The 16,735-nt window shown below is 54.6% G+C and carries 19 protein-coding genes; 12 read left to right on the plus strand and 7 right to left on the minus strand.

The genetic code is table 11. The annotated features are described in order from the left end of the window. Window positions 1-231 precede the first annotated feature (231 nt). Entirely contained in the window at window positions 232-498 is a 267-nt protein-coding gene (locus tag ABDX87_RS28225; RefSeq protein WP_346830858.1) for an SOS response-associated peptidase family protein, read from the minus strand. Between the two features lie 624 nt (window positions 499-1,122). On the opposite strand from ABDX87_RS28225, the gene ABDX87_RS28230 reads away from it, so the two are divergent. Further along, complete coding sequence (locus ABDX87_RS28230; RefSeq protein WP_431061292.1) at window positions 1,123-3,618, plus strand: ATP-binding protein; 2,496 nt, start codon at window positions 1,123-1,125, stop codon at window positions 3,616-3,618. 203 nt (window positions 3,619-3,821) lie between these two features. Continuing rightward, window positions 3,822-4,085 carry a DUF1652 domain-containing protein gene (locus tag ABDX87_RS28235; protein WP_346830860.1) on the plus strand — a complete coding sequence of 88 codons (264 nt, stop codon included), beginning with the start codon at window positions 3,822-3,824 and terminating at the stop codon, window positions 4,083-4,085. A gap of 169 nt (window positions 4,086-4,254) precedes the next feature. Here ABDX87_RS28235 and ABDX87_RS28240 read toward each other — a convergent pair whose 3' ends face one another. Then, window positions 4,255-4,698 (minus strand): hypothetical protein, encoded by a 444-nt coding sequence (locus tag ABDX87_RS28240; RefSeq protein WP_346830861.1) that lies wholly within the window; start codon window positions 4,696-4,698, stop codon window positions 4,255-4,257. Between the two features lie 466 nt (window positions 4,699-5,164). Here ABDX87_RS28240 and ABDX87_RS28245 point away from each other — a divergent pair, with 466 nt between their 5' ends. Together ABDX87_RS28245 and ABDX87_RS28250 are read left to right on the plus strand one after the other, a co-directional pair. After that, a complete protein-coding gene (locus ABDX87_RS28245; protein WP_346830862.1) occupies window positions 5,165-5,500 on the plus strand; it encodes a hypothetical protein in 336 nt (111 codons plus the stop codon). Between the two features lie 86 nt (window positions 5,501-5,586). After that, on the plus strand, window positions 5,587-6,096 hold the full coding sequence (locus ABDX87_RS28250; protein ID WP_346830863.1) for a ProQ/FinO family protein: 510 nt from the start codon (window positions 5,587-5,589) through the stop codon (window positions 6,094-6,096). A gap of 552 nt (window positions 6,097-6,648) precedes the next feature. Here ABDX87_RS28250 and ABDX87_RS28255 read toward each other — a convergent pair. Next, window positions 6,649-6,873 carry a hypothetical protein gene (locus tag ABDX87_RS28255; protein ID WP_346830864.1) on the minus strand — a complete coding sequence of 75 codons (225 nt, stop codon included), beginning with the start codon at window positions 6,871-6,873 and terminating at the stop codon, window positions 6,649-6,651. Window positions 6,874-7,312: 439 nt separating this feature from the next. Between ABDX87_RS28255 and ABDX87_RS28260 the strand changes: the two genes are divergently transcribed. From ABDX87_RS28260 to ABDX87_RS28285, 6 genes are all read left to right on the plus strand, one after another. Beyond that, complete coding sequence (locus ABDX87_RS28260) at window positions 7,313-8,209, plus strand: LysR family transcriptional regulator (RefSeq protein WP_346830865.1); 897 nt, start codon at window positions 7,313-7,315, stop codon at window positions 8,207-8,209. Between the two features lie 117 nt (window positions 8,210-8,326). Beyond that, window positions 8,327-9,337, plus strand: a complete 1,011-nt coding sequence (locus tag ABDX87_RS28265) for a succinylglutamate desuccinylase/aspartoacylase family protein (RefSeq protein ID WP_346830866.1) — start codon at window positions 8,327-8,329, stop codon at window positions 9,335-9,337. Between the two features lie 27 nt (window positions 9,338-9,364). Continuing rightward, complete coding sequence (locus ABDX87_RS28270; RefSeq protein ID WP_346830867.1) at window positions 9,365-10,720, plus strand: MFS transporter; 1,356 nt, start codon at window positions 9,365-9,367, stop codon at window positions 10,718-10,720. A gap of 27 nt (window positions 10,721-10,747) precedes the next feature. Continuing rightward, on the plus strand, window positions 10,748-11,611 hold the full coding sequence (locus tag ABDX87_RS28275; RefSeq protein ID WP_346830868.1) for an MBL fold metallo-hydrolase: 864 nt from the start codon (window positions 10,748-10,750) through the stop codon (window positions 11,609-11,611). 18 nt (window positions 11,612-11,629) lie between these two features. Next, window positions 11,630-11,977 carry a RidA family protein gene (locus ABDX87_RS28280; protein WP_346830869.1) on the plus strand — a complete coding sequence of 116 codons (348 nt, stop codon included), beginning with the start codon at window positions 11,630-11,632 and terminating at the stop codon, window positions 11,975-11,977. 211 nt (window positions 11,978-12,188) lie between these two features. Continuing rightward, entirely contained in the window at window positions 12,189-12,662 is a 474-nt protein-coding gene (locus ABDX87_RS28285) for a histidine phosphatase family protein (protein WP_346830870.1), read from the plus strand. Between the two features lie 401 nt (window positions 12,663-13,063). Here the strand turns inward: ABDX87_RS28285 and ABDX87_RS28290 are convergent, their stop codons facing one another. The 4 genes from ABDX87_RS28290 to ABDX87_RS28305 are packed head-to-tail and all read right to left on the minus strand — an operon-like array spanning window position 13,064 to window position 14,917. Next, window positions 13,064-13,270: a hypothetical protein gene (locus ABDX87_RS28290; protein ID WP_346830871.1), complete on the minus strand. Its 207-nt coding sequence runs from the start codon at window positions 13,268-13,270 to the stop codon at window positions 13,064-13,066. Window positions 13,271-13,320: 50 nt separating this feature from the next. Next, window positions 13,321-13,572, minus strand: a complete 252-nt coding sequence (locus tag ABDX87_RS28295; protein WP_346830872.1) for a hypothetical protein — start codon at window positions 13,570-13,572, stop codon at window positions 13,321-13,323. 46 nt (window positions 13,573-13,618) lie between these two features. Continuing rightward, complete coding sequence (thpR, locus tag ABDX87_RS28300) at window positions 13,619-14,182, minus strand: RNA 2',3'-cyclic phosphodiesterase (protein WP_346830873.1); 564 nt, start codon at window positions 14,180-14,182, stop codon at window positions 13,619-13,621. Between the two features lie 18 nt (window positions 14,183-14,200). Further along, a complete protein-coding gene (locus ABDX87_RS28305) occupies window positions 14,201-14,917 on the minus strand; it encodes an SOS response-associated peptidase family protein (protein WP_346833645.1) in 717 nt (238 codons plus the stop codon). Window positions 14,918-15,017: 100 nt separating this feature from the next. Here ABDX87_RS28305 and ABDX87_RS28310 point away from each other — a divergent pair, with 100 nt between their 5' ends. Together ABDX87_RS28310 and umuC are read left to right on the plus strand one after the other, a co-directional pair. Beyond that, window positions 15,018-15,449: a LexA family protein gene (locus ABDX87_RS28310; RefSeq protein ID WP_346830874.1), complete on the plus strand. Its 432-nt coding sequence runs from the start codon at window positions 15,018-15,020 to the stop codon at window positions 15,447-15,449. Beyond that, complete coding sequence (umuC, locus tag ABDX87_RS28315; protein WP_346830875.1) at window positions 15,436-16,716, plus strand: translesion error-prone DNA polymerase V subunit UmuC; 1,281 nt, start codon at window positions 15,436-15,438, stop codon at window positions 16,714-16,716. Before ABDX87_RS28310 ends, umuC begins: the two co-directional genes overlap by 14 nt. Window positions 16,717-16,735 lie beyond the last annotated feature (19 nt).

Raw genomic sequence — 16,735 nt, forward strand, 5'->3', positions numbered from 1 at the left:
TCCGTAATCCCACCAAACCGGCTCTCGTTCTCGTAACGCCTCGTTGGCTGCCTGTACAGCCGCGCGGGCAGTCTTTATCTCGCCCGGCTCCATCAGCTCATTCACCAACCTTTGACGTTTGTCTTCATCAAGCGCCGGATTCGAATAACGCCACAGCCGTCCTCTGACAACAAAATACCGTCAATCAAGGGTCGTTAGATTCATGGTCTGAGCGTTAGGATAACGCTGAACTCAAGTGCCTTGATCGTCGAGATCCGAAGGTACAGACAGGGGTTCAATCAGATGAGGCCCTTGATTTCGCACGTTGCCCACATCCTTGCCGACTTTGTACCAATGAAATTCTTCAGTGGGTCGGCAGTGCTCAACCGCGATCTCAGCCGCACGCTCCGAGGACGTCTCAGAGTCTATCCATTTCCTCGCGTTCTCAGGTGCAAGCACCATCGGCTTACGGTCATGGATATCGACCATGTCTTCGTCACTTGCTGCCGTGATGATCACGGAGCCAACATGCTTGTCTGCTCACCGGTATGCGAATTAGAGAGGAGGCATCAATCTTTCGATGTTGGCTACCGTTTGGTGGCCCCATTTGCGGACGACTATCGTGAACTGAGCCAACGCGTTACCGCTTCGTCTCGGCCCTAACGGGCTTCCATCCTCCCACCTGCGCGCTCCGCTTGCCCATGACAACATCCCTGTATTGGCGGATCCGTAGTCGTACCATTTATCAAACCGTTTTCTCCTTCACTGAGTGGGTATCCTGTACGCAAAGGTATGGAGCTAAGCCTACCCGCAGCATACAACCGGGAGCGGTAAGTGTTCTTGGAGTTGTACGGACAGGCACCCGGCAATGGGTTGGTGGAGATGTTCCGATAGACAGTCATGGCAAGCCGTCGCATTTCTGAGACACTCCCGGTGAACGCGCCTCAAAATATGGTTCGCTCTGCAGCACCTCTTACATCAACTGCATCTTGAATTCGCCCACAGAAATGCGTCTGTGGCATACGTTGGGAGATCTGCTTGTCGACCGTTCCAGTGGATCAAAACAATGAGGGCCGCCTCTCACACTTGCTCAACGCAACTGAGCGGCTGAGCACGGCACGATCAGTAGACGAAGTCGTAGCCGTGCTGCGTGACACTGCGCGTGCAGCAGTTGGTGCAGATGGCATCGCGGTTGCTATTGAAGACGAGGGACGTTGTTCCTACATTGCGGAAGATGCTGATTCCCCGCTTTGGCAAGGTCAGACCTTCCAGGCTGACCACTGTATTTCGGGTTGGGTCATGCATCATCGTGAGACTGTTGCGATTCGTGACGTCCGGGTTGATTCTCGCATCCCGCAAGATGCTTATGCGCCAACGTTCGTCCGAAGCTTAGTCATGGTGCCCATAGGCAAGCCTGTTCCAGTCGCGGCGCTCGGAGCATACTGGTCAGAGGTTGGCGATCATGGTGGCGACACCATCATGCGACTGGAGAGTCTGGCGCGCCTTGCAACGATTGCCATCGAGAATGCACGGCTTACCCAGGCGCGTAATCGCGCGATGGCCATCGGGGCTGCGCAAACTCGCATTCTGGAACTGGCTGTCGAAGAAACTGCCCTCAGCATCACGCTTGATGCCATTGTTCGAGAGATGGATGCGATTTCCTCAGCCCGCTTCTTGGGAAGCATCATGCTGCTGGATGAAGCCGGCCAGCATTTGGAACACTGGTTAGGGCCTAGCCTTCCTGGCGCTTATAACGAAAGTGTCAAAGATATTGCCCTCAAAGCAGGTTCGAACTCCTGCGCCGCTGACGCGCTGTTTGACCCACGCACTAATCTTCCCGAGATGTCGAGTGGGCCGCTCTGGGTCAAGCTCCGCGCATTGGCCATGGAACAAGGTCTGCAAGTCTGCTGGTCAATCCCGATTCGCTCTGCGCAGGGCGCACTACTCGGTGCTTTCGTCATGCACCACCCTGATCTGCGTGAGCCAACGCCTGGCGACACTGAAATCATCGACTTCGTCACACAGACAGTGGCGCTCCTCGTGCATCGTGCTCGTACGGATGCCGAGATTCGCCGCAGTGAGGCTAGGCTGCGACTCGCGGTTGACCACGCCGACGTGGGGTTCTGGGACGTGGATTTCGTGCAGGACACACTGGTCTGGCCTTCGCAGACCAAAGCGATGTTCGGCATATCGGCTGACGTCCCCGTCACGCTTCAGGACTTCTATGATGGCTTGCACCCCGAGGATCGTGAAGCGACGATTGAGGCCTTTACCGCAGCTGTCGATCCTGAGCGTCGAGCGCTTTACGAAGTTGACTACCGTACGATTGGTCGGGAAGACGGCATTGTTCGCTGGGTAGCGGCAAAAGGTCGGGGTGTGTTCGATGCTGCCGGTCGCTGTCTACGGGTGACTGGCACTGCTATCGAGATCAGCGACCGCAAGGCTGCCGAGGAAGAACTGCGCGAGCTCAATGCCACCCTTGAAGGGCGGGTCTCTCAAGCCATCGCCGAGCGTGAAGAAGTCCAAAGAGCGCTGCGGCAGAGTCAGAAGATGGAGGCAATGGGTCAGCTTACTGGCGGTGTCGCCCATGACTTCAACAACTTGCTTACTCCTATTGTCGGGACGCTCGACTTGCTCCAACGACGAGGAGTCGGGGGAGACCGTGAGAAACGGCTCATCGTCGGTGCAATGCAGTCAGCTGAGCGCGCGAAGACGCTAGTGCAAAGGTTGCTTGCATTCGCCCGTCGCCAACCATTGCAACCGGTACCGGTCGACGTGGCACAATTAGTTCGCGATATGGGCGATCTTGTGGCCAGCACCACTGGCCCACAAATCAAGGTGGTCGTGGATTCACCGGATAATCTTCCGGCAGCGATTGCAGATCTGAACCAGCTAGAAATGGCGCTTCTGAATCTCTCTGTCAACGCACGCGATGCAATGGTGGAGGGAGGGACAATGCGCATCTCTGCCAGCACCGAATGGGTAGAGTCGGGGCATCGTTCTAGGTTGGCTACGGGCGAGTACTTGTGTCTGTCTGTGGCGGATAACGGCGTCGGCATGGATGCAGCAACACTTGCCCGGGCGGTTGAGCCATTCTTTTCAACCAAAGGCGTTGGCAAAGGGACTGGCCTGGGGCTTTCAATGGTGCACGGACTGGCATCACAGTTAAACGGTGCGCTGACTATCAGCAGCTCCCCAGGCCTTGGAACGAATGTGGAGTTGTGGCTTCCACGCAGCATGACTGTACCCACGGCACCTCTGCGCATCATCGAATCTCTCGAGCCTCGATTGACACGCGGTATCGCGCTATTGGTGGATGATGAAGAATTGGTGCGTACAAGCACTTCGTACATGCTGGCCGAGCTTGGCTATCGCGTAGTTGAGGCCGCGTCAGGCGAGGAGGCATTGGAATTGGTTTCAGCTGGGCAGCCACTGGATCTGGTCGTAACTGATCACCTCATGCCCGGTATCAGCGGCACCGTCTTGGCCGGTTTGATTCGAGACATTAGGCCTGGAGTGCCGATCCTGCTTGTTTCGGGTTATGCCGAAAGAGAGGGGCTCGATCCTAGCCTTCCGCGACTTACCAAGCCATTCCGTAAAGACGAACTGGCATCAAGCTTGTCTCAACTCCAGAATTGATGGGAGCTGAGGTTACGAGCGTCAGCTTTTCACTGTCAAAGGCCTCATCATGGCGGATGGTTCTGTAGAGGGGCCCTATTATCGAACCCATATCGCTAGCCGACCAACGAGTGATATGTCTATCTCGTGTTTGATGATACGTGGGACTGCAGAAAAACTTCGGCCTACAATTTCACCGCTCTGACTACATTGGGAGAACGCCCGTGCTCTCGGACTTAGAACTCAAACACTCACTGGAAACCGCATTTTTGCCGCAGAGATGTGTGTGCACCTTGATTCCTTACGGCTCAATCAACATCCAGATCTTTGATCATGGTTCGAGTGAGCCTCTGCTTACAATCGCAGGGATATCTCGGGTCGAGGTAACGTCGAGCCGTTCCCTAGCCAATCTTGTTGGCCAGATACGAGAGGAAATCCGCCTGAGGGAGCTTGTTGATGAGCGTAAGGTCGGCACAAGAAAGAGATAGAGCGGTTTACATCGTCAGTATCCGTTTGAACAAGATTCTAGAATCGACCGGAAGCGGACTTCCAATTTCTGTCCGGGCTTGCACCAGTCCTTGCAGCAGTAAAGATAGGGGGCCGACGCTGATGGATCAGCAATATGCATTCTTGTTATAGGCCTGCTTATGCGGCACATCATGGCCTGAACATTCCAGCAATTATCCTGGCGTCTAGCAGGGCGTGGTGGGGCAGCGCCGCCGCGTCACTTGTAGGCGAAAGTGTCGTGGCATCGGTCGGATAATTTCGGACGTTCCTGGGCCAGCGTCCATTGTCGTAAGCGAGCTCGCAAAACAGCTCCCAGTCGTAGATAGGGGCGTCTGTGGCCACCTCGAGCTCTTCATCGAAGGTTGCCAAGAATTGGAGGAGTGCCTTCCTGGCCTCGATCATCGACATGGCGTACTCACCACGCCAAAGCTGCGGCAGTACGATCTCATTCACGAAATCACTACAGTCGTCTTCTCGCCAACCATCGAGCAATTCAACGTAGAATTCGCGACCGTTCTCAGAAACCAGTGCCAGCGATATCAGCTTTGCTGCTGATGAGAGCTGGGTAAACTCGCAATCAAGAAAGAGCCTCATGCTGTTGAAACTCCGGAATGACTAGGGCCCGTCTAAATATGGCGCATGAAGGTCTGCTGTGGGAGATGGCCCTCGAACATTTTGGCTCGGACGAACTGCTCCAAGTGGTTGTAGAGATGTGGAGCCATGTCACTCCGGCCAGGCCAGTGGTGGAGCACCTGACCACCAAACAGGTCAGCCAGGATGTTCTGAACCTACTGAAAATTGCTCAGGAACAGGTCGGGGCCTTCGTACCGGGTCGAGCGCCAGTTGCGGACACAGTGACCTTGTACGCTCGCCACGCCAGTGACCTAGCTGACGAGCTCATTACGCCACTGCCAAAGGCGTTACTTTCGCGGGCATGGAGAGGAGCCTGCCTCGAAATCGACATAGGCATTTAGAGTGTGGTCATGCGCCATAGGGTACCGTGGCGTAGCCATCCAACTAGAATTCCATTGAGCTTATTCCTGCTCCACTGAGATGTTTTATGATTGGTGATTTGACTGAAGAAGAAATGCGTCGTGCATTGTTTGGTACGGCTGAACCCGAAAATCAAATGCCTGCTGTTCCAGTTGAAGAGCCTGTGCCAGAAGTCGTATTCGCGAGGCCGGTGGCAGCTCCCGTAGCCAAGAAGAAAATGGCGAAAGCTTTCACGCCACGGCTCAAGGTCACGCTGCGGGTCGGGAACGTTTTCGAGGGGGAAACGTACGAGCTGATTCATGAGGCTGACACGTTGAGCTCGCTGCTTGCTGAGCATGAGGCTGTGAAGGCTGCCAGGAAGAAGTACAAATACGTAGAGGTCGTCTCCGTCAAATCGATGTAGCCGAAGTATCCCGTCTCGGCTGATCCCAAGCGCCGAATGCAATATCCTTGCACACCGCAATCAACCTTCGAGCAGTGAGTAGAACGATGGGTTTTGAACAACTAGCTGAGTTACGTGACCGCCTGCGGGCTGAAAAAGAACCGCAAAAGGCTGACAGCGTGAGACACATCAAGCGCAAGTCTACGCCGCAGGCCAAGCCTCGCAACCAAGATCCAGCCGTCGCAGCAATCTGGCCATTGCAGAAGCATTTTCCATCGGCCTTCCCTGTAAATCCTGCCCCCAAGGTTCCGCTCAAAGAGGGCATTCTCAAGGATGCTGAGCAACACCTGGAGCTACTCGGATTGACCAGCGAGCAGCTGAAGCTGGGTATCTCGACTTGGTGCCGGGGCTCGCGGTACTGGGCAAGCATGGTGGAGGATGCGCCGCGCTTGGATTTGAGCGGTCAGCCAGCCGGCTTCGTTACGGCCACTCAGGCGATGCATGCGAAGCAGCAGGCTTCGAGGCAACGCGGCCAAGATCGACGACATCGTGCGAAGTCAAAAGAGGGTCGTCAGGCTCCAGTTGCTGTTGCTGCGGTAGAACAGACTGCGGACTGAATCCAGCTCATATGCGTCCGGGGGTGGAATCTCAGTGAGGCACTTCGCGATCATCAGCGTGACCTCACCCCAGCAGTTGGGATCGAGGGAGGAGCCTAACCGGGTGGCGCCAAAGACTGTTTGGCGCGAGGAGTTCTTGGCGTGGCCCGACGACGACCCCACCTACAGCGCTTGGTTGTCGGAAACCTTGGCTGGCTTTCGAATGTAAATCTCGAAGAAGACAGCCAATGTGATCGGCAACGAAATCCCGAACAGCATCATGCCAATCCACATCCCGGCGCCGATGTAACCTGCCACATCTGTCCCGTGCCATATACAAGGTAATGACCCGGATTTCCCGATGCTGCAACCGAGAGCAGCGTAGGCGTATCGACTCGCCTGCCACCATACGAAAAGGAGGAATGAGGGTATGCAGGCGAGGGCATATTTGCATCGTGTGGGCATTGCGTTCTCGTGGATTTTTCAAACTGCAAACCTGACGAGAAGGCACACAGTTCCATGGCTCACCCGCCCCAAGCATTTCTAGCATAAACGCCAGGCCGCGATAGTCGATCAGTGAGCCTTTTTCTGATCCGCCTTCACCGCGTCAAGCTCTGCTCTCAGTGCATCGTTCATCGCCACGAGGGTGCGTGTGTCGCCCTTGAGTCTTCTGATATCTGCCCAAGCTTCATGAAGCTCGTCTAGCAGCATCAAGCACTGGTTCTGGTAGCTCTCAAGTTCTGTGGGTACACCGAGGTCGTATGGAGAGTCTTCGGAGATGTGGGCTGTGTAAGTCATTGGAAATACCACGCGGAGTACAAATGTTCTCCGCGTAGGGTAATACCATGCACTGGATGGATCAACAGTGATTTGATTATCAGCAATAGAGGGTGTTGGAGTAGGGCCTGAGGGCTTCAGCACGCATCCAGGTGTCGACTGGTGTCTAAATTAAGGCGTGCCGCTTCGCGGACGGCTGTCGTGAACCGGGCCGCGACGGTGCCCGTCAGTCTCATCCCTATCGGGCTTCCATCCTCACGTCTACGGCCTTACAGGCCTGCGCGCTTCGCTTGCGCATGGCGGCCTAACCTTAGTCCAAGAGTGACTCCTCTCTATAGCCCCAGTCGATACTAGCCCCGGTTCATCGGTCTATTGGGTAAGTACCCTATATCCTGAAATCTACGTTACTTTCGATGGTAAGCTGACTGTGAGCCCCTTTTTCTGCCTCTGAGGAGCATCAATGGAATTGCGGCACCTGCGTTACTTCATAGCTGTGGCCGAGCACAAAAGTATTCGACTGGCATCGGAACGTATCCATGTCACCCAGCCCGCAGTTTCTCGCCAGCTCCACGACCTTGAGGCACAACTTGGTTTTGATCTGTTCAACCGGCATCCGCGCGGATTGACGCTAACCCCAGCGGGTGAATCGTTTTTATCGGATGTCCGGCAGATTATGAGTGATCTGGAAGCTGCAACCCGCAAGGCCAAGCGAATTTCTACGGGATGGGAGGGACGCTTACGTCTCGGATTTGTAGAGAACAGCAGTTGGGACGGCATCGTTCCCAAGGCGCTTAGGGCGTTCCAGATCGCCACCCCTAATGCGAGTCTCGAACTGACTCCTTTAAATACGCCCGAACAAATCCAGAGGATTGAAGACGGTACGCTCGATGGCGGCTTTGTGTACCGGTATTACTCTCTTTCTAAAGCCTGCGAAGCGCTGGAATTGGTAGAACACAATCTGGTTCTAGCCATACCAGCGGATTGGGATCTTGATGGTGATGACATCGCAATGACAGACATCGCGCAACGCCCGTTTATCACGTTCCCACGTTGGGTGTACCCCATCTACTACGACCGTCTCATGGCAGCTTGTAGCGACCTGGGTGTTAGCCTTCAAGTGATCCAGGAGGAACAGACCGAGTCAGCCATCCTGGCGCTGGTGGGCTCAGGCATGGGGGCTGCGCTGGTGAATTCGGCAAACCTGGGGCGACCTCCAGCGTCGGTCAGGTTTCTGAAAATGCGAGATTTGTCAGTGCCAATGCCACTGGTGTTCGCCTATAGAGCAAACAACGAATGCCCGCTACTTCAGAGATTGATTCAGGCGCTTACTGAAGCGACGTATAACTCTCGCAAGTAGGTGATGCCTTAAAGGCATCGCTGACCCCATAAAACGGCAATTTTCTCATGCAGTTTCCTGACGGATAGTGCGGGTAGCCACATACCACGCCCATATTTCAGTTTCAGGAGTGCTTGTATGACCAGCCAAGGATCACTTATCGCATCCACCGTGGATTTTTCTCGCGAGGGTTTTCAAAAAGGGGCGCTGATGCTGCCTCATTCCCACGACCGCTCGGCGTATGGTCGCATCCCGATACCGGTGGTCGTGCTCAAGCGTGGGGGAGGGCCGACCGTCCTACTTACCGGGGGAAATCATGGCGACGAGTTGGAAGGGCCAATCGCATTGATGAAGCTCATTCAGCGGATGAGCACGCTGGAAATTAACGGTCGCTTGATTGTCGTGCCGGGTCTCAACTTTCCGGCCTTCCAGAATGGAACCCGGACATCGCCCATCGACAAAGGCAATCTGAACCGGTTGTTCCCCGGGAACCGCAGCGGCAGCATCACGGAAATGATCGCACACTATGTCAACACGGAGCTGTTCCCGATCTCCGACGTCATTCTGGACATGCACGCTGGCGGCGTATCTTTCCAGCACGCGCCTGCGCTGCTGGCGTCACTTCCGGCTAACACGGCTCAACATGATGACTACCTGCGTCTGGTGGAGGCATTTGGCGCTCCCACCACTATGGTCATGAATCTTCTGGGTGAAGACCGTACATACGGTGCTGCCGCCGAACGTCAAGGAAAACTGTTTTTGTGTGGTGAGTTTGGTGGTGGCGCGTCTTGCAGCCCAGACAACCTGAAAATTGTCGAAGATGGACTGCATCGGGTTTTGCATAGCCTGGGTTTGATCAATGAAGCACCTGCGACTCCCGCTAAGCCGACGCGTTTGGTCAAGGTAGAGGATTCGGGACATTACTTGTTCGCCACTGCAAGCGGCGTTTTTGAACCCTGCTTCTCATTGGGTGATCGGGTTGAAAAGGGTCAACTGGCGGGCCGGCTTTTCGACATTGAAGCGCCCTGGAAGCCGGCAGAGGAGCTGTATTTTGGGCGGGCTGGCGAAGTCATGGTTCAGCGGACTTTTTCCCATGTGGCAGCGGGCGACTGCATCGCTGTGCTGGCTTCTCAGACTACTTGGCACTGACCACTGATCGCATCTGGAGTGTGTCTCATGAGCGTAATCCGTTCTGTAGATTCTGCGTCCAATGACAACCAGGGTTCTGTTTACAGTGCTGCCCTGTTTCTCATCTGCTTTGCTTTTTCGTATCTGGATCGCCAGATCGTGAGCATTCTTGTGCAGCCGTTGAAGGCAACACTGGGGATTACTGACAGCCAAATCGGAATGCTGCAGGGTTTCTCGTTCACGCTGTGTTATGCAACGGCGGGGATAATTGTCGCGCGCATGGTCGATCGATCAAATCGCGTGCATATCATTGCCGCGTGCGTGGCTATATGGGCGTGTTCCACAGCGTTGTGTGCGACCGCTACAAGCTTTGGCGAGTTGTTGGTCTGGAGAGCCGGGACAGCCATTGCCGAAGCGGCGCTAAGTCCTGCTGTGTTGTCACTTTTTGCCGACATGTGTGCACCGCGACGACTGAGTCGGGCCACCGGCATTTTCATGTTGGGGCCTTATATTGGCAGTGGGGTGGCACTAACCGGAGGAGGGGCGTTGCTGGGGTGGCTGAGTCAGCCGGGCAATGACTGGCTCGCCAGCACTTCGATGCATGCCTGGCAGATGGTTTTTCTGATCGTTGGCTTGCCCGGTCTCGTATTGGCCGCCGTCGTGTTCTTGACTGTGCGCGAGCCTGTAAGACGCGATCACGCAGATGAAGGTAAGAACACCGAGCTTGAGGTGGCGCCGCCGTTCAGTGAGGTGCTGCGAGAGCTGTTTGTTCGCAATCGCTTCTGCTTGCCGTACTTCTTTGGTTACGCCAGCTTGATCATGTTGTTTTATTCATTTACCGCCTGGTTCCCCACTGTATTGATTCGACACTTTGCCCTTGAGGCCAGCTACGTCGGGAAGATAACCGGCCCTCTGTACATGGTTGGCGGAGTTATCGGCGTCCTTACAGCGAGCGTGCTGGTCAGACGTGCCAAGGATGATCAGGCGCTCGCAATCGTGCTCAAAGTGGCCGCCTGCGCCTGTGCGGCGCTGCCCCCCCTGGCGTTGATTGCACCGCTGGCATCATTCAACGTTGCGGTCATCCTTTATGGGCTGTGTGCGTTTACTGCGAGCATCGTAATGGCACTGGCTCCTATCCCGCTTCAGATCGCAATTCCTAACAGAATGCGTGGCCGCTCCATTGCCCTGTTGGTTTTCATGACCAATGTGCTCGGTGGTGGAGTCGGGCCTTTTGCTGTCGGCTTCGTCAGCCAGCAACTGGGTGACACCGAAAATGCTCTCGGCATTGCCTTGGCCAGTGTTGCAACGGTTTCTGCTGTCCTTGCGGCAATACTGTACTTGAGTGCTGCGCTGGCCATTAAACGATCACAAACAAAACTGTTGCCATCTGTACAGACAAGCTAATGAGCCAGGTTAAGTGCAGGAGTTTTTATGAACCACTCTGATATCTATCACATTGGGGATCTACGAATTTCAAAGATCACCGAGCAGGTATTCAACGTTTTGGCCGTGGCTCAGCTTTATCCTCAAGCGACGTCCGAAATGCTGGAGGCGATCTCAACCAACGAGCAGATCAAGCCAGGCACACCGGCGGAAATGAGCATTCACAGCTGGTTGGTCGAAACACCTCAGTATCGGTTGTTGATTGATACGGCCTCTGGAAACTTCAAGGATCGTCCATTCAGCAGAATCTTTCATCAACTCAATAGCCCATGGTTGGTAAACCTCGAGCGAACTGGTGTGCGCCCAGAGGAGATCGACTTTGTCCTGCACACACATTTGCATGTGGATCACATCGGCTGGAACACAGTGTGGGACGGTGAAAGGTGGGTGCCGACTTTCACCAACGCCGTGCATGTTTCTTCGCAGGCAGAGCTCGATTTCTATGACACGCCTGCAGCGGCTCCCCGCCTCATGATCTTCGAGGACAGTATCAAGCCCGTGCTTGATGCTGGGCGCCTGGAAACTATCGATAACACCGGAAAAGAATACCTGCCTGGCATCAGGTTTCACCCAACGCCCGGTCACAGCCCTGGGCATATGAGTATCAGCATCAAATCGGGCGATGAGCTCGTGGTTTTTTGTGGTGACGTCATGCATACCCCACTGCAGGTTGCGCAACCGAAGTGGAACTCTGTTTTCTGTGGCCAGCCCATCGCTGCAAGGGTATCGAGACGGTGGTTACTGGAGCATGCAGCCGATGCTGATGCAACGGTATTCACCAGCCATTTTGCCGAGAGCTCGGTAGGCCATATCACAAAATCTGACGGGCGATACGTTTGGACTTTTATCTAGTCAACATGGAGAAATTACATGCAAGGCATCAGGAAAACTGGCAGCAACGCCCGACTCAGCCAAGTGGCGGTACATAACGGTATTGTTTATCTGTCGGGCCAAACATCTCAAATCATAGGCGGCGTTCAGGTACAGGCGGTCGATATTTTTTCAAAGATAGATCGGCTATTAAGCGATGCAGGTACGGACAGAACGAAACTGCTATCGGCGCAGATCTGGTTAACCGACATGGCAGACTTCGATGCCATGAATCAGGTATGGGAACAATGGCTTGAAGGCACTCAGCCTCCAGTGCGGGCCTGTCTTCACTCGATCTTGGCCAATCCTGGGTACAAAATTGAAGTTCAGGTCATCGCTGCATCGTAACCTCACCAGTCTGCGAGTGGAGTGGCCGTTAGAGTCACTTTCCACTCGTTTCTTATAGGTATGAATACAAGTGCGCATCACTAGCCGCCACAAGATGCTATGAATCGCGTGGCTACGGAGGTAAGCGAATCTCTGATTATGTAACAAAATCGCAATAAATCTCAAAGCGGGTGAGTCGCTGAAGTCTCACGATTCTGCTGCCGTTGTTCCTTTGAAGGATGCGAAGTGGGTTTATTCACCTTTGCTGCGTACTCAGCAGACCCTAGCTGGAGTGATGGTAGGCGCCGGAATCGCCGTCGACAAAGCTATGCTGTCAGCGACCCCTGATCCCCGGCTATTCGAACGTTCCGCTGGAATGGTCACCAACCTGACGTGGGATGAGGCCGGTGCAATATGGCCGGAAATGAAAAAGGGTCGGGATGCACAGATTGTCAACGATGCCAATTTTGGCTACCTCAATGGAGAATCGCTGAGTGATGTCTACAGGCGTGCCGCCAGTGCCATCGACGATTATGCAAAGATGAACAAGCGCATAGTGATCGTTCCCCACGAGCTGACCATCAAGGCGATGTTGGCCTACTTGCTGAACGGAAAAATCGACGACTCAGCGTTCAAGTACAAAGTGGAGAACGCCAAGCCCATAACCTTGCGTCGGGTGGATGGGAAGTGGGTGATGGATCACTGACCCTCAACTCACTTATCGGTTTGTAGAATCGGATGAGAGATGCGCGTGGTCATTGCCATGCGCATGGGTCTGCTTTGGAAGCCGCTTCCTGCCGATATAAGTGCCTTAGCAACCAACGTGCATGTATCGACTTGCGTGCTACCACAGCAGAAGTGAGTGAAGGCGAGCAGATGATTGCGTCTTTGTATCGTACGGCTATCTTCTTCACGAACTGGTTTCCTCTGGGCGCGAGTGTGGCGCGGTCTAAGCAACCAGCATCACGAAGGGGGGAGTGACCATAGCCGAGGAAGAGTAGGAAGCGCTCAAGGAGAACGTGCCAGCGAACTCGACCGAAGACAGAAAAGAGGCACCTGGAAAACTTAAACAAGAAGGATTTCGCCTGGTTCAAGCTGACGTCCAAATCAGGAGACTTTGACGTATTGCTCGGATAGGCAATGCGTGAAAGCCGTCACCCGTGAATTGAGCTCCTCTAGGTCAGCAATCACCTCCGCACCTGCCGACACATGGCCTCGGCTCATGGCGGCTTCCACAAGAGATTCAATTGTCCCCGCCAGTTCGACCTGGTTCGCGATAACCTCTGAAAATGCGGCTGTAAATTCGTCTTTCATGTCCAAATCCTTTTTGGCAGCCATACGCCTTAGGGAACCAAAGCCTCGGGTCAGTGCTCGCTCATCTGCACGATCTTTCCGACCCCTGCATCTTTTGCATGCTGGCGAACCTTTGCCTCGGCGCCCTGAATGCTTTTTGCCAGCTCAATGAGCCGCATAGCTTCTTGGTCTTGACCTGCTTCCGCCAAGCGCACTGAGGCGCTTAACAAGGAAGTGTAGGAGCTGTTCAGGGTCGAGGCGACCTCACGCATGCTTCTGATGAGCTCTGCTGTTGGCGCATTTGTACGTTCACGTTCGTTCACAAGCACATGCCTATTTAATGAGTGGAAAACCTTCGTTGTCATTAGCTTACCCAGGCGGTCTTGATCCCCCATCAGCAAGTTTAACGAGTGACCAATCCGCTACGGGGTTGTATTGCCCTTTATGAGATTGGTAGAGGCCAAACCGGTCAGCTCGGAGAAAGAACTCTGGCGGACTGCCTGCCTCTGGAACTGCATACTGATAGTCACGCGCCAAGGTCAGATGAGGTCGAAACTCTTTGTGCTCTTGATCCTGTCCGAACCTCAGCATTGCTTGCTCTAGCGCATACGACAGTCGCATTAGCTCTGGAGGAGCGTCTTCTGGCGTAAGCACCAACGCCTTTGATTTACGCCAAACCTCCAGGCGGTCAAGGACTAGCGTCAGTTGCTTCCCGGGTACTTTAATCTTCGAGGCGGTCGTGCAAATTTCTGCAATCTGGGCCTGATCAACTGATCCTAAAAAAAGCAGGGTGAGATGAAAATTAGCGGCGGGAACCGGGCGCCCCGCGCGTGGCGAGAGAAGCGCACGCCATTGGGAGATCGCCTTCCTTAGGGGAGCTGAGCATGTAAGCGCGAAAAACAGTCGCGATTGCGGTTCATTAATCAACGTCACATTTTGCTCCACACCAAGTTACTGTTCCTCTGGGCCTTCGTACTTCACTTCAACAGGCTCGATTAACTGGGGCCCTTGGTTACGAACATTGCCGACATCTTTTCCTACTTTGTACCAGTTGAAATCCGTGACGAGGCGGCATCCCTCAACCGCAATTTCCCTGGCCCGCTCAGGTGAGGTTTCGGGATCTATCCACTCGCGCGCGAACTCAGGTGCTAGCACCAATGGTTTGCGATCGTGGATGTCGACCATTCCCTGATCGCTCGCAGCAGTGATGATGACGAATCCGTCGCGCTCGTCCGGCTCCAACCCGGGGTGCACCTCAGCCAACCCCGCAAAAAACATCGGAATCTGCTCTTTCAACGTGATGAAGTAAGGCTGTTTCTTCTTAGGATCGATGGGATCTTTGATCCACTCGTACCATCCGTTAGCCGGTGCCAGAATGCGTCCGTTCGGCCAGAGCTGTTTGAAGAACTTTCCGGTCATGACCGTCTCGACCCTGGCGTTTATCGGATCAGGACGCGTGCCTTTGGCCCAGAACGGTGCCCATCCCCATTTCACCTTTTCGACACTCAACCCACCCGCAGTTGGACGGATAATCTCCACGCGTGTGGTCGGCGCGACGTTGTAGCGTTCAATCGGCCAGAGATCGTATCCATTGACCACCAGCTGCTTTGGAGCGAGCTCCTTGAGGTAGTGATCCATGGATTCGTAGATCGAGTACCGTCCACACATGCTGTCACCCGTCGAAATTTCCTGCTTATGAGATTGACCGCAAGCAGCGTAAATCGTTAACTGTATATACGTACAGTTAATCAATCTCAAGGTTTGCGTCATGAACGTCACGATCATCGGCCCAGTGGCAGCGGGCGGCGATAAACTGCCCCTTTACTCGTTTCATGTCCCTGCAGGCTTTCCATCGCCGGCGGCGGATCACATCGAGAAGCATATCTCCCTGGACGAGCTATTCGACATCCGCGCGCCTCATGTGTACCTCGTGAAGATCGATGGCGACAGCATGCAAGGCGCTGGCATCTACCATGGCGACCTGGTGATTGTTGATCGCAGCCTGTATGCCGAGCACGGTGACATCGTAATTGCGGCGCTCAACACCGAACCACTCTGCAAGCGTCTGCACATGCGTGAGAGCGAGGTGATCCTCATGTCCGAGAACCCCAAATATCCCGCGCGTCACGTGATGGAAGGGGACGAACTCGTCATATGGGGCGTCGTCAAATACAGCGTTCGCGATCATGACAAAACCTGAGCCGGTCTTTGCGCTGATCGACTGCAACAGCTTCTATGCGAGCTGCGAGCGCGTCTTTCGACCTGATCTTGCGAAGACTCCCATCGTCGTCCTTTCGAACAACGACGGCTGCGTGATCGCGCGTTCCTACGACGCAAAACCATTTGTTAAGATGGGCCAGCCGTTTTTCCAGATCAAAGATCATCTACGTCGCAATGGCGTGGTCGCATTTAGCAGCAACTACGCGCTCTACGGCGATATGAGTGAGCGCGTCATGATGATTATCGAGTCCATGGTGCCGGCCCTTGAGGTGTATTCAATTGATGAAGCCTTTGCTGATCTGACAGGTGTGCCGGGCGATCTCACAGCGTTTGGCCGTAAGCTACGAGCGACCATTTTCAAGTACACCGGCATCCCAGTAGGTGTCGGGATTGCGCGTACCAAGACCTTGGCCAAGCTAGCGAATCACACAGCCAAGCGGCTGCTCGACAAGACAGGTGGTGTCGTCGATCTCTGCGATCAGTTCAAGTGTGACTGGACGCTTCGCAACACCGAGGTAGGTGAGGTCTGGGGTGTCGGTAAACGGATGAACGCGCACCTTGAGGTCATGGGCATCAAGACTGCGATGGACTTGGCGAAAGCCGATGCCTGGACACTCCGGCAGAAATTCAGCGTCGTGATAGAGAAGACGGCTCGCGAGCTTGCCGGCACGTCATGCCTTGAGCTCGGAGAAGCTGATCCGCCCAAACAAGAGATCTGCTGCAGCCGGATGTTCGGCAGTCGCTTGACCGACATTGAGTCGATCAAAGAAGCCGTGGCCACGTATACACAGCGCGCGGCTGAAAAGCTTCGGGCGCAAAACTCACTGTGCAAGAAGATCCGCGTCAGCATCCGTACAGGGATGTTCAATCCCGAAGAGGCCAAGTACGCCAATGGCGCTTTGGTCGAGTTGCCGTACCCCACCAACGATGTGCGACTCATGACCAAGGCTGCCACCGAGGCGGTGAATCGCCTGTTTAGGCCAGGTTTCAAGTACAGCAAGGCCGAGGTCTTGCTGATGGATCTGCGTCAGCCTGGTGAGTTCACCGATGACCTATTCGCTCATTCACAGCCAGCCATTGCCGATACATTGATGGGAGTCCTGGATGACATCAATAGCAGATGGGGAAGAGGAACGCTCCGTGTTGCCAGCGTGCCCAGAAACCCTGGATGGGCCATGCGTCGCGACTTGATGAGCCAGAGCTATACGACTCGGCTGGATCAGCTGTGGACGGTCAAAGCCATATAGGGAAGGGGCAAGAGGAAGC

Origin of the sequence: Pseudomonas abietaniphila (genome assembly GCF_039697315.1) — a bacterium.
Taxonomy (GTDB): domain Bacteria; phylum Pseudomonadota; class Gammaproteobacteria; order Pseudomonadales; family Pseudomonadaceae; genus Aquipseudomonas; species Aquipseudomonas abietaniphila_B.

What these genes read in the sequence shown, in the direction of transcription:
- ABDX87_RS28240 (WP_346830861.1), bottom strand. Translation starts at nt 4,698, where the DNA reads ATGAGGCTCTTTCTTGATTGCGAGTTTACCCAGCTCTCATCAGCAGCA.
- ABDX87_RS28245 (WP_346830862.1), top strand. Translation starts at nt 5,165, where the DNA reads ATGATTGGTGATTTGACTGAAGAAGAAATGCGTCGTGCATTGTTTGGT.
- ABDX87_RS28250 (WP_346830863.1), top strand. Translation starts at nt 5,587, where the DNA reads ATGGGTTTTGAACAACTAGCTGAGTTACGTGACCGCCTGCGGGCTGAA.
- ABDX87_RS28255 (WP_346830864.1), bottom strand. Translation starts at nt 6,873, where the DNA reads ATGACTTACACAGCCCACATCTCCGAAGACTCTCCATACGACCTCGGT.
- ABDX87_RS28260 (WP_346830865.1), top strand. Translation starts at nt 7,313, where the DNA reads ATGGAATTGCGGCACCTGCGTTACTTCATAGCTGTGGCCGAGCACAAA.
- ABDX87_RS28265 (WP_346830866.1), top strand. Translation starts at nt 8,327, where the DNA reads ATGACCAGCCAAGGATCACTTATCGCATCCACCGTGGATTTTTCTCGC.
- ABDX87_RS28270 (WP_346830867.1), top strand. Translation starts at nt 9,365, where the DNA reads ATGAGCGTAATCCGTTCTGTAGATTCTGCGTCCAATGACAACCAGGGT.
- ABDX87_RS28275 (WP_346830868.1), top strand. Translation starts at nt 10,748, where the DNA reads ATGAACCACTCTGATATCTATCACATTGGGGATCTACGAATTTCAAAG.
- ABDX87_RS28280 (WP_346830869.1), top strand. Translation starts at nt 11,630, where the DNA reads ATGCAAGGCATCAGGAAAACTGGCAGCAACGCCCGACTCAGCCAAGTG.
- ABDX87_RS28290 (WP_346830871.1), bottom strand. Translation starts at nt 13,270, where the DNA reads ATGAAAGACGAATTTACAGCCGCATTTTCAGAGGTTATCGCGAACCAG.
- ABDX87_RS28305 (WP_346833645.1), bottom strand. Translation starts at nt 14,917, where the DNA reads ATGTGTGGACGGTACTCGATCTACGAATCCATGGATCACTACCTCAAG.
- ABDX87_RS28310 (WP_346830874.1), top strand. Translation starts at nt 15,018, where the DNA reads ATGAACGTCACGATCATCGGCCCAGTGGCAGCGGGCGGCGATAAACTG.
- umuC (WP_346830875.1), top strand. Translation starts at nt 15,436, where the DNA reads ATGACAAAACCTGAGCCGGTCTTTGCGCTGATCGACTGCAACAGCTTC.